At 67.7% G+C, this 19,896-nt stretch carries 17 protein-coding genes; 7 read left to right on the top strand and 10 right to left on the bottom strand.

The window, feature by feature from the left end; all coding sequences use genetic code 11:
- Window positions 1–64: 64 nt before the first annotated feature.
- From QFZ83_RS12910 to QFZ83_RS12900, 3 genes are all read right to left on the bottom strand, one after another.
- Window positions 65–1,297 carry a cyclopropane-fatty-acyl-phospholipid synthase family protein gene (locus tag QFZ83_RS12910; RefSeq protein WP_307506894.1) on the bottom strand — a complete coding sequence of 411 codons (1,233 nt, stop codon included), beginning with the start codon at window positions 1,295–1,297 and terminating at the stop codon, window positions 65–67.
- Between the two features lie 123 nt (window positions 1,298–1,420).
- Entirely contained in the window at window positions 1,421–2,362 is a 942-nt protein-coding gene (locus QFZ83_RS12905) for a cation diffusion facilitator family transporter (RefSeq protein ID WP_307506891.1), read from the bottom strand.
- A 25-nt stretch (window positions 2,363–2,387) separates the two neighbouring features.
- Window positions 2,388–3,380: an AraC family transcriptional regulator gene (locus tag QFZ83_RS12900; RefSeq protein WP_041942910.1), complete on the bottom strand. Its 993-nt coding sequence runs from the start codon at window positions 3,378–3,380 to the stop codon at window positions 2,388–2,390.
- Window positions 3,381–3,623: 243 nt separating this feature from the next.
- Here QFZ83_RS12900 and QFZ83_RS12895 point away from each other — a divergent pair, with 243 nt between their 5' ends.
- Window positions 3,624–4,658 (top strand): aldo/keto reductase, encoded by a 1,035-nt coding sequence (locus QFZ83_RS12895; RefSeq protein WP_307506888.1) that lies wholly within the window; start codon window positions 3,624–3,626, stop codon window positions 4,656–4,658.
- 9 nt (window positions 4,659–4,667) lie between these two features.
- Here the strand turns inward: QFZ83_RS12895 and bioD are convergent, their stop codons facing one another.
- The 5 genes from bioD to QFZ83_RS12870 form a co-directional block, all read right to left on the bottom strand.
- Window positions 4,668–5,396, bottom strand: a complete 729-nt coding sequence (bioD, locus tag QFZ83_RS12890; protein ID WP_307506885.1) for a dethiobiotin synthase — start codon at window positions 5,394–5,396, stop codon at window positions 4,668–4,670.
- The gene (gene bioF, locus QFZ83_RS12885) at window positions 5,393–6,625 is read right to left on the bottom strand and encodes an 8-amino-7-oxononanoate synthase (RefSeq protein ID WP_307506882.1); all 1,233 of its coding nucleotides are present in this window, start codon (window positions 6,623–6,625) and stop codon (window positions 5,393–5,395) included. Before bioF ends, bioD begins: the two co-directional genes overlap by 4 nt.
- Window positions 6,609–8,003 carry an adenosylmethionine--8-amino-7-oxononanoate transaminase gene (gene bioA, locus QFZ83_RS12880; RefSeq protein ID WP_307506879.1) on the bottom strand — a complete coding sequence of 465 codons (1,395 nt, stop codon included), beginning with the start codon at window positions 8,001–8,003 and terminating at the stop codon, window positions 6,609–6,611. The genes bioF and bioA overlap by 17 nt, the downstream gene beginning before the upstream one ends.
- Before the next feature lie 306 nt (window positions 8,004–8,309).
- Complete coding sequence (locus QFZ83_RS12875; protein WP_307506876.1) at window positions 8,310–9,176, bottom strand: NmrA family NAD(P)-binding protein; 867 nt, start codon at window positions 9,174–9,176, stop codon at window positions 8,310–8,312.
- A gap of 10 nt (window positions 9,177–9,186) precedes the next feature.
- Window positions 9,187–9,498, bottom strand: a complete 312-nt coding sequence (locus tag QFZ83_RS12870; protein ID WP_013541381.1) for a hypothetical protein — start codon at window positions 9,496–9,498, stop codon at window positions 9,187–9,189.
- Between the two features lie 306 nt (window positions 9,499–9,804).
- Here QFZ83_RS12870 and QFZ83_RS12865 point away from each other — a divergent pair, with 306 nt between their 5' ends.
- Complete coding sequence (locus QFZ83_RS12865; protein ID WP_013541380.1) at window positions 9,805–10,044, top strand: hypothetical protein; 240 nt, start codon at window positions 9,805–9,807, stop codon at window positions 10,042–10,044.
- A 55-nt stretch (window positions 10,045–10,099) separates the two neighbouring features.
- Here QFZ83_RS12865 and QFZ83_RS12860 read toward each other — a convergent pair whose 3' ends face one another.
- Window positions 10,100–10,789, bottom strand: a complete 690-nt coding sequence (locus QFZ83_RS12860; protein WP_307506873.1) for an alpha-ketoglutarate-dependent dioxygenase AlkB — start codon at window positions 10,787–10,789, stop codon at window positions 10,100–10,102.
- Window positions 10,776–13,106: an ATP-dependent DNA helicase gene (locus QFZ83_RS12855; RefSeq protein ID WP_307506871.1), complete on the bottom strand. Its 2,331-nt coding sequence runs from the start codon at window positions 13,104–13,106 to the stop codon at window positions 10,776–10,778. Before QFZ83_RS12855 ends, QFZ83_RS12860 begins: the two co-directional genes overlap by 14 nt.
- A 145-nt stretch (window positions 13,107–13,251) precedes the next feature.
- Here QFZ83_RS12855 and QFZ83_RS12850 point away from each other — a divergent pair, with 145 nt between their 5' ends.
- From QFZ83_RS12850 to QFZ83_RS12830, 5 genes are all read left to right on the top strand, one after another.
- On the top strand, window positions 13,252–16,755 hold the full coding sequence (locus QFZ83_RS12850) for a response regulator (protein WP_307506868.1): 3,504 nt from the start codon (window positions 13,252–13,254) through the stop codon (window positions 16,753–16,755).
- Window positions 16,756–16,862: 107 nt separating this feature from the next.
- Entirely contained in the window at window positions 16,863–17,645 is a 783-nt protein-coding gene (locus QFZ83_RS12845; protein ID WP_200861479.1) for a protein-glutamate O-methyltransferase CheR, read from the top strand.
- Window positions 17,642–18,250 (top strand): chemotaxis protein CheB, encoded by a 609-nt coding sequence (locus QFZ83_RS12840; RefSeq protein ID WP_307506865.1) that lies wholly within the window; start codon window positions 17,642–17,644, stop codon window positions 18,248–18,250. Before QFZ83_RS12845 ends, QFZ83_RS12840 begins: the two co-directional genes overlap by 4 nt.
- The gene (locus QFZ83_RS12835) at window positions 18,240–19,457 is read left to right on the top strand and encodes a hybrid sensor histidine kinase/response regulator (RefSeq protein ID WP_307506862.1); all 1,218 of its coding nucleotides are present in this window, start codon (window positions 18,240–18,242) and stop codon (window positions 19,455–19,457) included. Before QFZ83_RS12840 ends, QFZ83_RS12835 begins: the two co-directional genes overlap by 11 nt.
- Window positions 19,458–19,530: 73 nt before the next feature.
- Window positions 19,531–19,893: a response regulator gene (locus QFZ83_RS12830; RefSeq protein ID WP_013541373.1), complete on the top strand. Its 363-nt coding sequence runs from the start codon at window positions 19,531–19,533 to the stop codon at window positions 19,891–19,893.
- The last annotated feature ends 3 nt before the right edge of the window (window positions 19,894–19,896 follow it).

Raw genomic sequence — 19,896 nt, 5'->3', positions numbered from 1 at the left:
TCACGCGCCCGTGCGGCCTTGCGATATCGCTTTGCCGCCATGCCGATGCGGCCGCACCGGAACATCAACCCGCGTTCAGCGCCGAGGTGCCGTCGTAGATATAGCGCCGCGACCACGGCAGCGTCTTCGCCGCCCTCCCCGCCTTGCGCCCCACGATCTGGTAGATCGCCACGTCGTCGTTCTCGAAGGCATACGCGCAGCCCGCGAGGTACACGCGCCAGATGCGGAACTTCTCCTCGTCGACCATCGTGCGCAACTTGTCGCTGTTGGCCTCGTAGCTGTCGCTCCAGTAGCGCAGCGTCTGCGCGTAGTGCCGGCGCAGGTTCTCGATGTCGAAGGCTTCGAGCCCGCCCTGCTGCATGGCCTGCAGCGCAAGGCTGATGTGCGGCAGTTCGCCGTTGGGGAACACGTAGCGGTCGATGAAGTCGCCGCCACCGTACGAGACACCGCCGCCCTCGGGGTCGGACGAGGTGATGCCGTGGTTCATCACCACGCCGTCGTCGGCCAGGAGTTCGCGCACGTGCTTGAAGTACGTGGGCAGGTTCTTGCGGCCCACATGCTCGAACATGCCGACGCTGGTGATGCGGTCGAACTGCCCGGTCACGTCGCGGTAGTCCTGCAGGCGGATCTCAATGCGGTCTTCGAGGCCCGCGGCCTTCACGCGCTCAGTGGCCAGATCGAACTGGTTCTGCGAGAGCGTGACGCCCACGCAGCGCGCGCCGAACTTCTGCGCCGCGCGGATCACCAGCGCACCCCAGCCGCAACCGATGTCCAGCAGCGTCTGGCCCGGCCTGAGGTCGATCTTGGTGAGGATGTGGTCGATTTTCTTCAGCTGCGCGGTGGCGAGGTCTTCGTCGCCGTTCTCGAAGTAGGCGCACGAATAGACCATGTTGGGGTCCAGCCACTGCTGGTAGAACTCGTTGGAAACGTCGTAGTGGTACTGGATCGATTTCTTGTCCGACGACTTGGTGTGCGCGAAGTAGCGCGCCATGTTCTGCAGCGCCCCGCCCTGCTTGTCGATCGATGTCTTCGCGAGACCGTAGGCGATGTCGATCACGTCGCTGAGCTTGCCCTCGATGTCGATCTTGCTCTTGACGTAGGCCTCGCCCAGGTTGTCGAGCGTGGGCTGCAGCATCAGCGACAGCGCGGCCGGCGATTTGACGTGAAGCGTGACCGAAGGCCCGCTGAAATTGCCGAAGTCGTAGGACTGGCCGTCCCACAGGGTGAGGCGTGCCGGCAGGTTGGCGCGGTCACGAACGGCGGCGCTCCACTGCGCCAGCTTCTTTTCCCAAAGCATGCATCTCTCCGTGTTGTTTGGTTCTCCCGGCGCCTGTGCGCCGGGGTGCTGCAGCGAGCAAAACAATAACGAAAAAATTTGAAACCTGCATGGTCGTGACGACGCAAGAAATTGCAGCAAGTGCTACAAGGCGCCTCCGTCTTTCGCCGGTGGCGCGCCGGCCTGCGGCGCTTCGGTCGCCTCGATGAAGATGCGCCGGATCGTCGGGAAACGCGCGCGCACCTCGGTCTCGATGGCCGTGATGGCGTCGCCCGCCTCGCCCGTGGAAATGTCGTCCTTGAAGTTCACGTCGACGATCACCAGCGCCTCGTCGGCACCGATGTACATCGACAGCACATGGCCCACGTCTTCGACGCTGGACTGCTCCATCGCGATGGCGCGGATGGCGCGCGCCGTCTCGGGCCGGATGCCTTCGCCGATGAGAAGACCCCGCGCCTGCGCGATGAGCAGCACGGCCACGCCCGCCAACAGCACGCCGATGACCACCGAGGCCACGCCGTCGAGCACCGGCATGTCCAGCGCGTGGCCGAGGTAGATGCCGAGCGCCGCCACCAAGAGCCCTACCAGCGCGGCGGAATCCTCGGCCAGCACGGTGTAGGTGGTCGGGTCCTTGCTGCGGTCCAGCGCCTGCCAGAACGGCGTGCCCTTGGCCTGCGCGCGGAACTGCTTGAGCGCAATCAGAAAGCTCGTGCCCTCGAACACGAAGGCCGCCGCAAGCACGACGTAGTTCCACGTCGGATCGCGCATCGGCTCCGGCGCGCGGATGTGCTGGATGCCCTCGTAGAACGACACGCCGCCGCCCAGCCCGAAGATCAGCACCGCGACGATCAGGCTCCAGAAATAGAGCTCCTTGCCGTGGCCGAACGGATGCTCCGGCGTCGCCGGCCGCTTGCTGAGCTTGAGGCCCACCAGCAGCAGCACGCCGTTGAAGGTGTCGACCGCCGAGTGGATGCCCTCCGACAGCATCGCCGAGCTGCCGGTGATGCCCGCCACGACGAACTTGGTGATGGCGATAGCGACATTGGCGCCGATGGCGCCGTAGATCGCGACTTTCGATTCGGCCATGCGGCTTGTTTGTCTGGGCTGCCGTTCAGGCCGCTTCCATCGAAGCCGCCCCCATCGCATCGTTGCCCGCCTCCGAGAGCCAGCGCTGCTTGTCGCGCAGCGGCGGTGCACCGAACATGCGGCCGTACTCGCGTGCGAACTGCGAGGGGCTTTCATAGCCCACGCTGTGCGCCGCGCTCGCCACGTCGATGCCGGTCACCAGCATCTGGCGGCGCGCCTCCTGCAGGCGAAGCTGCTTCTGGTACTGCAGCGGGCTCATCGCCGTCACGGCCTTGAAGTGGTGGTGGAACGACGACACGCTCATGTGCACCGCGCGCGCCATGTCTTCCACCCGCAGCGACTGCGCATAGTTGATGCGCAGCGCGCTGATGGCCTTGGCGATGCGCTGGGTGTGGCTGTCCTGCAGCGCGATCTGGCGGAGGCGCGCACCCTCGCCGTTCACCAGCAGCCGATACATGATCTCGCGCTTGATGAGCGGCGCCATGATCGGCACGTCTTCCGGGTTCTCGACCAGCCGCAGCAAGCGCAGCACAGGCTCGAGCACCGGCATCGCGATGCGGTTCACGTACATGCCGCGGGACGCCGGCGCGTTCGCCTTGGCGGGCAGCTTCTCGTCGCCGATGAGCTCGCCGATTTCGTCGAGCGCCAGCTCCAGCCGAAGGCCAAGGTACGGCTCGTTGTCGCTCGTCAGGCGCACCTGGCCGCACACCGGCAGGTCGACCGAGGTCACGAGGTAGTGCATCGGGTCGTACACATAGATGTCGTCGCCCATGATGATCCGCTTGGAACCCTGCGCGATCAGCCCGAGCGCCGGGGTGGCAAAGGCGTGCTTGGGACGGTCGGGCTTGCTGATGCAATACACCTGCAGGCCGGCCACCGGTGTTTCTACCGTGCCGTCGCGCCCTCCGGTGATGCGGTTGATGAGCGCCACCAGTTCCTTCCTGGCTTCGTCGAGTTCGGGCTCCAGCGGCATCGGCTGGGCAAGGGCTGCAGCGATTTCGGGTGTTTCGTCGGACATGTAGGGGGCCTCTCGCGGGGGGATGGCGGTGGGAATCACGGCGGCGCGCACCGTGGAGGATCGGGTGGTTTGCAGCTTAGCGCCGCTCCCATGAATCTGCACGGGTCTGGAACGAGGTCTGGAGAAATAGGCAAAGACTTTGCAGAAACGCGCTCGCCGCGCCGGGGCCCGCGGGCGGATACTTTTTACCGACGCGCCTCCCGGCATCCCCCGACACATCTCTCAACGCAAAGGACCTATTCCATGCAGTACCGCAAATTCGGCCGCACCGGCCTCCTGGTTTCCGAACTCTGCCTCGGCACGATGACCTTCGGCGGCGGCTCGGGCATCTGGACCCATATCGGCGACCTGCAGCAGAGCGAGGCCGAAGGGCTTGTCGGCCGCGCCATCGACGCCGGCATCAACTTCATCGACACCGCCGACGTGTACTCCGAAGGTCAGTCGGAAGTCATCACCGGCCAAGCTCTCAAGAACCTCAAGATCCCGCGCGACAGCGTGGTGGTCGCCACCAAGGTGCTCGGCGAAACCGGCAGCAAGGGACCCAACTCCAGCGGCGCCTCGCGCTTTCACATCATGGATGGCGTGAAGGCGAGCCTCAAGCGCCTGCAGCTCGACCACATCGACCTCTACCAGATCCACGGTTTCGACCCGCTCACGCCCATCGAGGAAACCGTGCACGCGCTGGACAACCTCGTGCAGCAGGGCCACGTGCGCTATGTGGGCGTGTCGAACTGGGCCGCCTGGCAGATCGCCAAGGCCCTGGGCATCGCCGAGCGCGACCGGCTCGCGCGCTTCGAATCGCTGCAGGCCTACTACACCATCGCCGGGCGCGACCTGGAGCGCGAACTGGTGCCGATGCTGCGCAGCGAAAACGTGGGCCTCATGGTCTGGAGCCCGCTGGCCGGCGGCCTTCTGAGCGGCAAGGTCGACCGCCACACCGAAACCGAAAAGGGCACCCGCCGCGCCACCTTCGATTTCCCGCCGGTGAACCGCGACCGCGCCTACGACTGCATCGACGCGATGCGCGTGCTGGCCGAGGCCCGCAAGGTGTCGGTCGCGCAGATCGCGCTGGCGTGGCTGCTGCACCAGCCGGTCGTCACCAGCGTGATCGTCGGCGCCAAGCGCGTCGATCAGCTGGACGACAACATCGCGGCGACTGCCATCAAGCTCTCAGCCGAAGAGCTGGCCACGCTCGACAAGGCGAGCGCGCTGCCGGCCGAGTACCCGGGCTGGATGCTGGAGCGCCAGCGCATCAACCGCGACAAGCACCTGGCCTGATCGACCGATTCAGGCCAAGGCCAGCGCGGCCGAGCGCCGCGCCGCGTGGCCCGCGATCGCGCGCAGTGCACGCAGATCGAGATGCCGCGCGGCGCCGGCCGCACCGGGCTCGGCCAGGTGCGGCACCACGCCGAGCAAGGGCGCGCCGAGCCGGTCGCGCAGGGTCTGCAGGTTGGCCTCGGGCGACAGCATCTGCGGCTCGATGACGCTCGCGACCCAACCGGCCAGCACGAGACCACGCGCGCGAATTGCCTCGGCGGTCAGCAGCGCATGGCTCAGGCAGCCGAGCCGGAGGCCGACCACGAGGATCACCGGCAGATCGAGCGCCACCGCGAGGTCGGCACTGTCGAGGTCGTCTCCGAAGGGCACGCAGAAACCGCCCACGCCTTCGACCACCACCGCGTCCGCACGCTGCGACAACGCCGCGAAGGCCGACAGCAGCGGCGGCAGCTCGATGCGCACGCCCTCCTCCCGCGCCGCGAGGTGCGGCGACATCGGCGCGCGCAGCAGGTAGGGGCAGCGCAACGCCAGCGGCGCATCGACATTGCCGGCTGCGTGCAGCTGCTCGACGTCTTCGTTTTGCCACGCGCCATCGACCCGTTCCAGGCCCGCAGCCACCGGCTTCATGCCGACCGCGCGCAGGCCCGAGGCGGCCAGCAGGCTCAGCATCGCGCTGCTGACCAGCGTCTTGCCGACACCCGTGTCGGTGCCCGTGACAAACCAGCGGCGCTGCGTCATGCGGCCTCCTTCCACGGCTGCGCCAGTGCTTCGCCAAGCGCATCGACCAGACGCGCCACGTCGGCCTCGCTGTGGCTGGCCGACAGCGCGATCCGAAGGCGAGCGGTGCCGGCCGGCACGGTCGGCGGGCGGATCGCCCCAACCCGAAGGCCGTGGGCATCGAGCTGCGCCATCGTCCGCATCGCGCGCGCGTTGTCGCCGAGGATCAGCGGCTGGATCGCGGTAGGCGAATCGGGCAGCCACGCGCTGCCATCGGGCGGGAGGATTGCTCCCACGCCCCGGCGCAGTTGCGCGATGCGCGCCTTCAACCGCGCACGGCGCGCGTCGCCCTCCTCGCCTTCGATCAACGCGAGGCTCGCGAGCAACGCATGCGCGATGGCCGGCGGCGCGGCCGTGGTGAAGATGTACGGCCGCGCGCGCTGCACGAGGTAATCGACCACGGTGCGGTGCGCCGCCACGAACGCGCCCGACACGCCCGCCGCCTTGCCCAGCGTGCCGATGAGCACCAGCCGCTCCGAGCGCAGCGCCATCGCCTGCACCACGCCCCGGCCGGTAGCGCCCAGCACGCCGAAGCCGTGGGCATCGTCGAGCACCAGCCACGCGTCGTGGCGCTCCGCCAGCGCGAGCAATTCGGCCACGGGCGCGATGTTGCCGTCCATGCTGAAAACCGCATCGCTCACGATCAGCTTCACCGGCGCGTCGCAGGCCGCGAGCTGCGCATCGAGCGCCGCCACGTCGCAATGCGGATAGCGCTCGACGCGCGCCTTGGCCAGCCGTGCGCCGTCGATCAGCGACGCATGGTTGAGCGACTCCGAAAAGATCACCGCCTCCGCGCCCCCCAGCGCCGACAGCACCGCGAGGTTGGCCATGTAGCCCGTGCAGAAGAAAAGGCTTCGCGCCTCGGGGATGTACGGCGCCATCCAATCGGCCAGGCGCTCCTCGAGTTCGGCGTGCGCGCGCGAGTGGCCCAGGATCAGGTGCGACCCGCCGCTGCCCGTGCCGTAGCGCTCCGCGCCTTCGGCCAGCGCGGCGGCCAGCGCCGGATGCGCGGCGAGGCCGAGGTAATCGTTGCTGCTGAAGCCGAGCATGGTGCGCGGTGCGCTCGCGCCGGCCAGCGTCAAGCGCTGCTCGGGCGCGCAGGCCGTCTCGGCGATCTGCCGGCGGCGGCGCAGCGATTGCGCATCGAGCGCGGTGATTTCGTCCTGCAGGCGTTCAAGCAAGCGCAGCATCGCGAGCTCCTTCTGCGTGAGTCGGTTCGGACACCGCCTGCAGCGTGGCCAGCGTGCCGTCAACCAGCCGGTCGATCTCGTCATCGTCAATCACGTAGGGCGGCATCAGGTAGACGGTCGAGCCGATAGGCCGCATCAGCAATCCGTTCGCACGCGCCGCGAGGTGAAAGCGTTCCGCGAACCGGGCGCCGGGCTCGCGCACGTCGAAGGCCGTGATCATTCCGCGCTGGCGCAGGTGGTCCACCGGCATGCCCTGGAGGCCTTCGCGCAACCGGCCGATCAACCGTTCGGCACGGCCAAGGTTGCGTCGCAATGCGTCCTCACGCTCGAACAAGTCGAGCGTCGCGAGCGCCGCGCGGCAGGCCAGCGCGTTGCCGGTGTAGGAATGCGAATGCAGGAAGCTGCGCGCCACGTCGTCGTCCACGAAGCCTTCGTAGATCGCATCGCGCGTCATCACCAACGCAAGCGGCAGGTAGCCGCCGCTGATGCCTTTCGAGAGGCACAGGAAATCGGGCCAGATGCCGGCCTGTTCGCACGCGAAGAAAGTGCCGGTGCGCCCGCACCCGACAGCGATTTCGTCGGCGATGAGGTGTACCTCGTAACGGTCGCACAGCGCGCGCACGAGGCGCAGGTATTCGGGGTCGTGCATCGCCATGCCGGTGGCGCACTGCACGAGCGGCTCGACGATCACTGCGGCAATGGATGCGTGCCGTTCGGCCAGAAGCGCTTCGAGGTCGGCAGCCGCACGCCGCGCCACGTCAAGCGCGTCTTCACCCTGCCGTGCGGTCCGCGCATCGGGCGATGCAACGAGGTGCGCGTTCGCCAGCAGCGGCGCATAGGCGTCGCGGAACACCGGCACGTCGGTCACATGCAGCGCACCGAGCGTTTCGCCGTGGTAGCCGTGCCGCAGTGCGACGAAATTCTGCTTGCCGCCGCGGCCTGCATTCCGCCACGCGTGGAAGCTCATCTTCAACGCGATCTCCACGGCCGAGGCGCCATCCGAGGCATAGAAGCAATGGCCGAGCGCATGGCCGGTCAATGCCGACAGGCGCTCGGCCAGTTCCACGGCCGGCGCGTGCGTGCAGCCGGCGAGCATCACGTGCGAGAACGCGTCGAGCTGATCCTTCAGCGCGGCGTTGATGGCCGGGTGCGCATGGCCGAAGAGGTTGACCCACCACGAGCTCGTCGCGTCGAGATAGCGGCGGCCGTCATGGTCGAGGAGCCACACGCCCTCGCCCCGCGCGATCGGCAACGGCGGCACCGCTTCGAGGCGGATGCTCTGCGTGCACGGATGCCAGACGTGGCGCCGGCTACGCTGCTGCCAGCTCGTGTTGGCGGAGGAGTTGGCGGAGGACGAAAAAGCAGTCGATGGCGGCATCCGCGCATTCCTTTGAGGGGGCAAGGCGCGGGATCGTATCGACGCTTGGCAGGCCCGACAAACCAGGTCACCACCGGTGAATTGCCATGCGCTTGGACGACGAAGAACGGCATAGCGCGTGCGTTGGGAACAAGCTCGCGCAACGCGACCGCATTGAGCGGGAGCGAGCTTCGCAAGCCGAATGCAAGTTGTCCGGTCCGCGCCAAAGAAAAGCGCCGAATGTCGGATGTACGCCAGAAATCGGCGCTGTGGCGCCTCGCCGGACACGTCGATGTCCGGTTAAGGCGATCCGCGTCTCCCCGGCGCTCAGGTGGCGCTTTTCCTCACCAGCGCCGAGATGTACGCCTCCAGCGAAGTCGCCCCGCGCTCAGGCCTTTCAGGCTCCTCCTTGCTCTCCAGCGTGAGCCGCGTCATCGCCACATACGACTTCGCGGCAGCCTCCGAGAACCCCAGCGACCGGAACGCCTGCTCCCACTGTTCAGGCGGCGTCACCGCCACCTCCACGGGCCGCCCCAGCGCCTGGGCAAAAGCGCGCGCGACATCGCCGGGTGAATAGCGCTCCGGCCCTTCGACGTAGTGCGGCCCCGAGGCCTCGGCCGCGCCCAGCATCAGCCGCGCCGCGAACTCGCCGAGGTCGTGCGGCGCCACCATCGGCAGCTTGAAATCGGGCGGGTACATGCTGTGGACCTTGCCTTCCTTCTGCGCGGTCGCCAGCGAGGCGTCCCAGTTGCTCATGTAGTAGGCCGCGCGGATGGCGCTGACCGGCGCGGCGCCGGTTTGTCGCAGCGCCTGCTCCATGTCGTACAGCACGCCGAGGTCGCCGATGCCGTCGCCGGGCTGCGCGCCATAGGTCGATTCGCAGACGATCTTCTCGAGCTTGCAGCCTTCGAGCGCGGCGACGATGGCGTTCAGGCTCTTTCGCTCTTCGGCGACCGTGTCGGTCGAGGGCGGCGCCGGCGGATTGAGCGCAAAGAGCCGATGCCCGCCTTCGATCACGCGGTGCAGCGCGGCCGCGTCGAATACGTCGACCTCGACCACATGAGCCCCCTTGGTCTTCAGCGATTCGGCCTTGCTTGCCTTGCGCGTGACCACGGTGACCGGCTCATTGCGCGCGAGCAGCGCCTGCGCCAATGCAGAGCCGACGTGGCCCGTTGCGCCCAGGATGATGTGCATCGCGATTTCCCTACGACCGCTTCTCGGCGTTCCGCTTGCGCGTGGCGGCTGCCTTCTTCGCCGATGCGGAGCGTTCCTCCGCGGTGCGGGATGCCGCCGCCGCCCCGCCCTTGTGGCCGCCCTTGCGGGAAGGCGCGTGGTTCTCGGACTTGCCGCGGCCCGATCCGCTCTTCTTGCCGCCGCCGGTCTCGGCATTCACCGTGGCCCAGGCGCGGCGTTCGGCCTCGCCCTTGCCGACACCGCGGTGCTCGTAGCCTTCCTCGATGTGCTCGGCCTTGCGTTTCTGCTTGTCCGTGTAGGACGACTTGTCGCCTCTTGGCATGATCATCGCTCCTTCAGGTTGAGTGAGAAGCTTCATATGCTCGGCGTTCGAATCGCGACGTGGGTAAGAAGACGGGCGCGATGCGCGTCAGCGTTGTCTGTCGTCGTCGCGTGCGGATCGAAGGGATCTGTACGCCATTCGACCCGCACCACGCCCGGGCCTGAAGTGACGCCCGCAAGGCTCGACGACCGGATTGGAAGACATGGAAAACCCGCTCACCTGTACGCCATGGAAACGTAAGTATTACGAATCACCTGGAAGCAAGCCACTCCCGGCCATGCTTCCCGATGTCGGGCAGGAGGTGCCATGGCTACCTACACAACCATCGTCCGCGAAACGGAACGGGTTGAAGTGGTCGATGCTTTCGACCACCACGCCACCGTGACCGGGAGCGGCGTCTACATCGAGCACTTGAGCGTCACGAAACGCTATGCGCCGGTTCTCAAAGAGGTCGTCTACCGGCTGGACGACGGGCGCACCGTTGTTCGCCAGCACAAGGCATTCTTTGAGACGGAAGATCGTCGGAGCCGATTTTTTTTGGTCTGACTTCACCTTCGCCCGGAGGCCGGCCTCAGGGGCATTCGAGTGGCCGAGCAGCGCATCAAGAGGTTGGTCTTTGTCCTGGGCTCGGCGCAATCCTGGGCGCAGGGCCTTGGGAATTCTCTGCAGCGCGCGGACGACGCGTGGCCAACGTACGCAGCGTGATCGAGTAGCGCAGCGCTTCGGTCGGTGCAATCGCGTGCTGCCACGCCCACCGCGCCGGACCGCGCAGAAGATAGATCGAGCGCGGCTCGATCAGGAACTGCACGTTGCCCGCCTCGGAGCTCGACGCGCCTTGCGGCCGGTACGGCCTGAACTGCATCACCGCATCGCCCTGCAGCGACACGCCCACGATGTCCTCGAAGTCCGGCACGTCGCGGTGCCAGCCGAGCGGCGTGCCGGGCTGGTACTCGGCGATCAGCATGTGGCTGAGTTCCTCGGGCGCAACGCCGAGCCATGCAGCCGCCCTCGGCCACAACGGATGCAGCGCCTCGGGCAGCGGTGCGCCGGGCTTGAGGCGGTTGGTGTCGAAGTCGTAGCTGCCGCCGAAGCCGATGCCGCGGCGACGCGCGGTGTATTCCTTGTAGCGCATCTCCTTGAGCGGCAAGGCCTGCACGATGCGCAGCAGTTCGGCTTCTTCATCGCGCGACAGGAACTCGCGCTCGTAGCGCAGCCCTTCGATGACGGCCGTGGGCGTTCCGCCGAACAGGTCGTCCTGGCCGGCGTGTTCGAGGCGCTTAGCGGAGCGCATCGCGTGCCCTTCCCATTCCGCCCACTTCCACATGCCACCAACGCGGCAGCAGCTCGCGGATTTCCGTGCGCGCGAAGCGATCGTCCAGCAGGTGCAGCACGCCTCGGTCTTCTTCGGTGCGAATCACGCGCCCCGCCGCCTGCACCACCTTCTGCAGGCCCGGATAGAGATACGTGTATTCATAACCCTTGCCGAAGCGCGACTGCATGCGCTCGCGCGTGATTTCGTTGAGCGCGTTGTACTGCGGCAGCCCCAGGCTCGCGACGAAGGCGCCGACGAGGCGGCTGCCCGGCAGGTCGATGCCCTCGCCGAACGCGCCGCCGAGCACGGCGAAGCCGATGCCCCGCCCGCCTTCTTCGAAGCGCGCGATGAAGCCGTGGCGGTCGGCTTCGAGCATGCCGCGCGTCTGCGTCCACACCGGCACGCCGGGGTGCCGCGCCGAGAAGGCGGCGCGGGCGCTCTCCAGGTAGTCGAAGCTGCTGAAAAAGGCCAGGTAGTTGCCGGGCATGCGCTCGAACTGGGCGCCGATGATGCCGGCCACATTGCCGAGCGATCCGGCGCGGTCGCGAAAGCGCGTGGAGACATCCATCGCCACTTCGACGCGCAGCTGCTGGCTGTGGAACGGCGAGGCCACGTCGAGCAGCGCGGTGTCCGGCGGCAGGCCGAGCGCGTCGCGATAGAACGCGAACGGCGAGAGCGTGCCCGAGAAGCAGGTGACCGAGACCGCATCCGCAAACCGGCCTTCGAGGAACGGTGCGGGCACGAGGTTGCGAATCGCCAGCGTGCGGTCTTGTTGCGTGATCCCGAGGGTGCGCTCGAACACCGAGTGATCGTCGAACACCTCGGCGAGCCGGGCGAAGTGCAGCGCATCGAAGAAGAAGCGTTGCAGCGGACCTTGCGCGGCCTCGGGCTTGGCGGCGAAGTACTCGGCCATCGCCGTGTTGGCAGCTTGCAGCGCGCGCACGAAGCGCTCGGGAATTTCGTCGGCGGTTTCGTAGTTGTCGGTCTGCGACTGCTGCACGGTATCCCACTCGCGAAAGAGCCGTGCGAGCGGGCCGCGCACCGGCGCGGGCGCGATGCGGTGCGCCTCTTCGAGCGCTCCGCCTTCGAGCTGCGCTGTGTACATGCCGCGTGCGCGCTCCAGCAGGTTGTGGGCTTCGTCGACGAGCACCGCGACGCGCCAGTCGGCGTCCTTCATGGTGGCGAAGAGGAAGGCGCTGCTGTCGAAGTAGTAGTTGTAATCGCCCACGATCACGTCGCTCCAGTGGGCCATTTCCTGCGCGAGGAAATAGGGGCAGACCGTGTGCTGCAGCGCGACCTGCCGCAGCGCCTGGCGGTCGAGCCAGCCGGTCTGTGCGGCTTCGATGCGGGCGGCGGGCAATCGGTCGTAGAAGCCCTTGGCGAGCGGGCACGAATCGCCGTTGCAGGCGCGGTCGGGGTATTCGCAGACCTTTTCGCGCGCCGCGAGTTCGAGCACGCGCGGCTGCGCGCCACCCGCTGCACAGCCTTTGCCGAGCACCCGCAGCGCATCGAGCGCCACCGACCGTCCGGAGGTCTTGGCGGTGAGGAAGAAGACCTTGTCGAGCTTGCCCGCCGCGCGGGCCTTGAGCAGCGGGAAGATGGTGGCCAGCGTCTTGCCGATGCCGGTCGGCGCCTGCGCCATGAGACAGCGCCCGCCGGCGGCTGCGCGGTAGACGGCTTCAGCCAGTTCGCGCTGGCCGGTGCGGAAGGACTGGTGCGGGAACGCGAGCTGCGCCAGCGTTCGGTCGAGCGCGCCGTGGTGGTTGGCTTCCTGCTGCGCCCATGCGCTGTAGCGCTCGCACAGCGATTCGAAATGTTCGCGCAACGCCTCGCGGGTGTGCTGTTCCTCGAGCACGGTTTCCTCGCCGGTGGCGAGATCGAGGTAGACGAGCGCGACCGTCATCTGCGCATGCCCGTGCTGATCGCACAGCATCCAGCCGTAGACGCGGGCCTGCGCCCAGTGCAGCGCGCGGTGGTTGCCTCGGATGGCGTCGAAGTCGCCGCGGAAGGTCTTGATCTCTTCCACGCGCGGCGGGCCGGGCACATAGCCGTCGGCGCGGCCGCGAACCCGCAGTGCGCCGTGCCGGGCGTCGAGCGACACCTCGCTCTGGTAGCTGCCGCCGCGCCGCCCCTGCACCAGCGCGTGGCCGGCCATGCCTTCGAGCGCGCTGGGCGCGGGCACGAAGCGCAGGTCGAGGTCGCCCGCCTTCGCGCCGAAAGCGCAAAGCGCCTTGACCGAAACGACGCAGGCGGCCGAAGCCGCATCTGGCGGGGTGGTGGAGGAAGCCGGGGCCATCTCTCGATTCACTGTATGAAAGCACAGTATAACGAGCGGCGGAATGTTAACGTTGAGGGTCCATGCGTTCGTCTCGGGGTCTTCTCCGACAGGGCGCCCCTCCATTTCCGGCAAAACTTGACAAGTTTTGCTTACAAATGTGCTGATGAAAACACCTGCCGCCATCGATCCCGACGACTTCGACCGCCTGCTGAGCCGCAACCTCAAGCTCCCGATGCTCGGAGGACTGTTCGGCGCCGTGGTGTTCGTCGGGCTGATCCTCTTCCTGCTCTCGACCATCGGCTGGGTGGAGCACACCGACCGCGTGACCCGCTCGGCCAGCGAGCTGCAGCGCCGCGGCATCGACATGGAAACGGGGCTGCGCGGCTTCCTGCTCACTGGTGACGAGACCTTCCTCGAGCCCTACCAGAGCGCCCTGCCCCGCCTGAAACCCGATACCGATGCCTTGCGCAGGCTCGTGTCGGACAACCCGCAGCAGGTCGAGCGGGTGGACCGCCTCGCCAGCCTGCAGGACGCCTGGAACGAGTTCGCCCGCGACATGATTGCGACCCGCCGCGCCGGCGGCGACGTGCAGGCGGCCGTTCGCCTGGGCCGCGGCAAGCGGCTGACCGACGACATGCGCGCCGAATACACCGGGTTCATGGACACCGAGCAGACGCTGCGCTTCCAGCGCAACAACGACGCCAACCGCACCAGTTGGTGGGTGGTCGGGCTCTTCCTGTTCTTCACGCTGACGCTGACCGCGCTGATCGCCTACTTCGGCCGCCGCCAGCTGGTGCGGCTGTCGGACAGCTACGACGTCGTGCTCAAGGAACAGGCGGCGCATTCGCAGCGGCTCTCCGAAGAAGCGTGGCTGCGCGGTGCGCAGACCGAGCTGGTGGGCGAACTGGTCGGCGAACTGAGCGCGCCGGACATGGGCCGCAAGATCCTCGCCTTCTTCTCGCGGCACCTGGGCAGCAGCGTCGGCGCGATGTATGTGCGCGAGCGCCACGGTCCGCTGCGCCGGGCGGCGAGCTACGGCTTCTCGGCCGACGCCGAAGCCTCGCCGCAGGTCTTCTCGCCCACCGAGAGCCTGGTGGGCCAGGCCGCGGCCGAGCGGCGCCGCATGCTGATCGACCCGATCGATGCCGACTACCTCAAGGTCAACTCCGGCCTGGGCGCGATGGCGCCCCGAACCGTGCTGCTGCTGCCGGTGATGAACGGCGGCATCGTCAACGGCGTGGTCGAGCTCGGCCTGCCTGGCGCGCCCGACGAGCGCGCGAGCCAGCTGCTGGACGTGGTGTCCGACGACATCGGCACCTCGCTCGCCGCCGCCCGCTACCGCGAGCAGTTGCAGGAGGTGCTGGCCGAGACCCAGCAGCTCAACGAGGAACTGCAGGTGCAGCAGGAAGAGCTGCGCACCGCCAACGAAGAGCTCGAAGAACAGTCGAAGGCCCTGCGCGCCTCGCAGGCGATGCTGGAGAACCAGCAGGCCGAACTGGAGCAGACCAACAGCCAGCTCTCCGAACGCACCGAGGCGCTGGACCAGCGCAACACCGCCCTGCGCCGCGTGCAGCGCGACCTGGAAGACCGCGCCGACGAGCTGCAGCGCGCGAGCCGCTACAAGTCGGAGTTTCTCGCCAACATGTCGCACGAGCTGCGCACCCCGCTCAACAGCGCGCTCATCCTGGCCAAGCTGCTCGGCGACAATCCGCAGGGCAACCTGACGCTGGAGCAGGTGAAGTTCGCCGAGTCGATCTATTCGTCGGGCAACGACCTGCTGGTGCTGATCAACGACATTTTGGACATTGCCAAGGTCGAGGCGGGCAAGCTCGAAGTGGTGCCCGAGGACGTGTCGCTCGCGCGCCTCGCAGAGAGCCTGGAGAGCACCTTCAGCCCGCTCGCGATGCAGAAGAACCTGAGCTTCCGGCTCGAGCTGCAGCCCGGCGCGCCGGTCTCGCTGGTCACCGACCGGCAGCGGGTCGAGCAGATCCTGAAGAACCTGCTGTCGAACGCCCTCAAGTTCACCGACAAGGGCGAAGTGGCGCTGGTGGTCTCCGCCACGGCCGATGGCGGCGCGGCCTTCGCGGTGTCCGATTCGGGCATCGGCATCGATCCGCAACAGCACGAATTGATCTTCGAGGCCTTCCGCCAGGCCGACGGCACCACCAGCCGGCGCTACGGCGGCACGGGCCTCGGCCTGTCGATCTCGCGCGACCTCACGCACCTCCTGGGCGGCACGCTCACCGTGCAGAGCGAGCCGGGCAAGGGCAGCACCTTCGTGCTGCAACTGCCGGCGCTGGCCCCGCAGGCTTCGGGGCAGCAGGCCAGCGCGCCGCGCAACCTGCCTACCTATGTGCCCGGCAACCGGAACTCCGCCGCCGCGCCCGCCCTCGCCCCCGTCGCACCGCAAGCACCCGCGCCGCGGGCCGTGGTGCCGGCGCCGCAGTTCGACGACGACCGCGCGATCCCGCGCGACCAGGTGCGCCGCGTGCTGGTGATCGAGGACGAACCGCAGTTCGCGCACATCCTCTACGACCTGGCGCACGAGCTGGGCTACCGCTGCCTGGTAGCGCACGGCGCGGCCGACGGTTTCGAGTTGGCCACGCAGTTCGTGCCCGACGCCATCCTGCTGGACATGCGCCTGCCCGACAGCACCGGCCTCGACGTGCTGCAGAAACTGAAGGATTCGCCGCACACGCGCCACATCCCGATCCACGTGGTTTCGGCCGCCGACAACGCGCAGGCCGCCGCGCTGCACATGGGCGCCATCGGCTTTGCGCTGAAGCCGGCCACCCGCGACGAACTGATGAAGGTGTTCGGCCGGCTGGAGGAGAAGCTCACGCAGAAGGTCAAGGTCGTGCTGCTGGTGGAAGACGACGAACTGCAGCGCGAAGCCGTGATCAAGCTCATCGGCGACGACGACATCGAGATCGTGGCCGTGGGCTCCGGCGAAGAAGCGCTGGAGCTGCTGCGCACCCGCGTGTTCGACTGCATGGTCACCGACCTGCGGCTGCCCGACATGCAGGGCAGCGATCTGCTCAAGGCCATGGCGGCGGAAGAAATCGTGTCGTTCCCGCCGGTCATCGTCTACACCGGGCGCAACCTCACGCGCGACGAAGAAGCCGAGCTGCAGCGCTACTCGCGCTCGATCATCATCAAGGGCGCCCGCTCGCCGGAGCGCCTGCTCGACGAGGTGACGCTCTTCCTGCACAAGGTGGAAGCCTCGCTCTCGACCGAGCGCCAGGGCATGCTGAAGACGGCGCGCGGGCGCGACCGCATCTTCGAGGGCCGCACCATCCTTCTGGTGGACGACGACGTGCGCAACATCTTCGCCCTCACCAGCGCGCTGGAGCAGCGCGGCGCGGCGGTGGAAATCGGCCGCAACGGCCGCGAGGCGCTCGAAAAACTCGACCAGGTGCGCGAGATCGACCTGGTGCTGATGGACGTGATGATGCCGGAGATGGACGGCCTGGAAGCCACCCGGCGCCTCCGCGCCGACCCGCGCTTCGAGAAGATGCCGGTGATCGCCATCACCGCCAAGGCCATGAAGGACGACCGCGACCAGTGCCTCGCAGCCGGTGCCAACGACTACCTGGCCAAGCCGGTCGATTTGGAGCGGCTGTTCTCGCTGTTGCGCGTGTGGATGCCCAAGATGGAGCGCCTGTGACCGACAAGCAGCCCCCAACCCCGCGGCCTTCGCCGCTCTCAGCCGCGTCTTCCCCGCCCTCGCCGCTCCAGCCGCTGAGCGACACCGAGATCGAGCTGCGCCTGCTCATGGAGGCCATCTATCTCAAGTACAGCTACGACTTCCGCAACTACACCACCGCCTCTCAGAAGCGCCGCGTGCTCTACGCGCTCGACCAGCTCGGGCTGCCGAGCATCTCGGCGCTGCAAGAGAAAGTGCTGCGCGACGCGGGGCTCTTCGGCCGGCTGCTGCAGTTCCTCACGATCCCGGTGAGCGAGATGTTCCGCGACCCGGCCTACTTTCTGGCGCTGCGCGATCACGTCGTGCCGATCCTGCACACCTACCCCTCGGTGAAGGTGTGGGTGGCGGGCTGCAGCACGGGCGAGGAAGTGTTCTCGCTTGCGATCCTGCTGCGCGAAGAAGGCCTGCTCGAACGCACCCAGATCTACGCGACCGACATCAACCCGGCCTCGCTGGAGAAGGCGCGCCAGGGCATCTTTCCACTGGAGGCGATTCGCGGCTACACCACCAACTACCAGCGGGCGGGCGGGCGCAGTGCGTTCTCCGACTACTACACCGCCGCCTACGACGCGGCGCGCTTCGACCCGTCGCTCTGCGCCGACGTCATCTTCGCGGACCACAGCCTGGCGACCGACACCGTGTTCGCCGAGACGCAGCTGGTGTCGTGCCGCAACGTGCTCATCTACTTCAACCGGCTGCTGCAGGACCGTGCGCTCGGGCTCTTCCACGAGTCGCTGTCGCACCGCGGCTTTCTCGGCCTCGGGTCGAAGGAAAGCATCGATTTCTCCGGCTACGCAGACCGCTTCGCGCCGCACGCCCGCGCCGAGCGCATCTACCGCAAGGCGACATGACGACGACGCTGCCTCGTCCCTACACCCGCAAGCGCGTGGACATGGTCGTGCTCGGCGCTTCGGCCGGCGGCATCGATGCGCTCATGGTGCTCTTGCACGACCTGCCCGCCGGTTGGCGCCTGCCGATGACGGTCGTGCTGCACCTGCCCGAGAACCACGACAGCCATCTCGCAGAGATCTTCGCGCAGCGCCTGGCCATTCCCGTGCACGAGGCCGCCGACAAGATGCCGATTGCCGTCGGCACGCTTTATTTCGCGCCGCCCGGCTACCACCTGTCGATCGAGCGGGAGCGCTGCTTCTCGCTCAGTTGCGAGGCGCCGGTGCTGTTCTCGCGGCCGTCCATCGACGTGCTGATGGCCTCGGCCGCCGACGCCTACGGCCCCGCACTGGCCGGTTTTCTCTTGACCGGCGCCAACGACGATGGCGCCGAAGGCCTGTATCGCATTCACCTGGCCGGCGGACTCACCGCCGTGCAGGACCCCAAAGAAGCCCTGATTTCCATCATGCCCAACGCCGCCCTTGCGCGACACGCCCCCGACCACGTATTGCCGCTTCGCGAGCTTCGCGCCCTGCTCCTGCAACTGGAGGCCGCCCATGCCCATTGACGTCCAAAGCAAGCTGCTGATCGTCGATGACCTGCCGGAGAACCTGCTGGCACTGGAGGCGCTGATCCGCTCGCCCGACCGCGTCGTGTACCGCGCCGGCTCGGCCGAGGCGGCGCTCTCGCTGCTGCTGGAGCATGAATTCGCGCTCGCCATCGTCGACGTGCAGATGCCCGGCATGAACGGCTTCGAGCTGGCCGAAATGATGCGCGGCACCGAGCGCACGCGGCACATTCCGATCATCTTCGTGAGCGCCGCCGGGCGCGAGCTGAACTACGCCTTCCAGGGCTACGAGAGCGGCGCAGTCGACTTCCTGCACAAGCCGCTCGATCCGCACGCGGTGGTCAGCAAGGTGAACGTGTTCGTCGACCTCTACCAACACCGCAAGGCGCTGCGCCACGAGATGGAACTGCTCGCGGCCGCGCACAGGAAGCAGGAAGAGCTGGTGCAGCAGTTGCAGCACACCCAGCTCGAGCTGGAGCGCGCGGTGCGCATGCGCGACGACTTCATGTCGATGGTCTCGCACGAACTGCGCACGCCGCTCAATACGCTCTACCTGGAGGCGCAGTTGCGCCAGCTTCACCTGAGCAAGGGGAACCTCGCGAGCTTCTCGCCCGAGCGGCTGCCCGCGATGATCGAGCGCGACCAGCGGCAGATCCGCAACATGGTGCGGCTCATCGACGACATGCTCGACGTGACGCGCATGCGGCGCGATGCGCTGTCGATCCAGACCAAGCCGGTCGACCTCGCGGTGCTCGCCCGCGCCGTGGTCGAGAACCTGCGCCAGCAGGCCGAAGCCGCGGGCTCGACGATTTCGCTCGAAGCGCCGGCCGAGCTGCACGGCGTGTGGGACGAGTTCCGCATCGAACAGGTGCTGACCAACTTGCTGACCAACGCGCTGCGCTACGGCGGCGGCAAGCCGGTGGAGATGGTGGTCGAGCGGGCCGGCGACGTGGCGCGCGTGAGCGTGCGCGACCATGGCATCGGCATCGCGCCGGAGGACCAGGCGCGCATCTTCGAGCAGTTCGAGCGCACCGAGCACAGCCGCCAGCACGCGGCCGGGCTGGGCCTCGGCCTCTACATCACGCGCAAGATCGTGGACCTGCACGCCGGGCAGATCGGTGTGGAAAGCGCGGCCGGCCAGGGCGCGCGCTTCACCGTCGAACTGCCGCTGCAGGTCACCGCAACGAGCCCCGCACGCAACGCGTAGGAACATCCTTACGCCGCTCAAGACACATTCCGTTGATACTGCATCTTTCGACCTACTCAAGAGACCCACCGCCGTGAACGTGCTGATCGTCGACGACAACCAGGCCGCTGCCGACCTCCTGCAGGAACTGCTCACGCTGCAGGACCACACCGCCCGCTGCACCTACACGGCCCAGCAGGCGATGGACGCGGCAGCCGAGGAACACTTCGATGCCGCGCTGATCGACCTCACCCTGCCCGACTTTCCGGGCTCCGAGGTGGCGCGGCGGCTGCGTGCGAGCACCGCCGAAGGCACGCCGCGGCTGCTGGTCGCGATCTCGGGTTTCTCGGCCCAGGACGCGGCCGGCGAAGCCGCCAAGGGGCTGTTCGACCATCACCTGCAGAAGCCGATCGACATTGCGCAGCTCGATCGGATCCTGGCGCAGCCGGCGCGCTAGCCA

Origin of the sequence: Variovorax sp. W1I1 (assembly GCF_030815625.1) — a bacterium.
In the GTDB taxonomy this organism is placed as follows: domain Bacteria; phylum Pseudomonadota; class Gammaproteobacteria; order Burkholderiales; family Burkholderiaceae_C; genus Variovorax; species Variovorax paradoxus_C.
The sequence above is the reverse complement of the archived record's forward strand: the minus strand, read 5'-3'. Positions and strand labels throughout refer to the sequence as shown.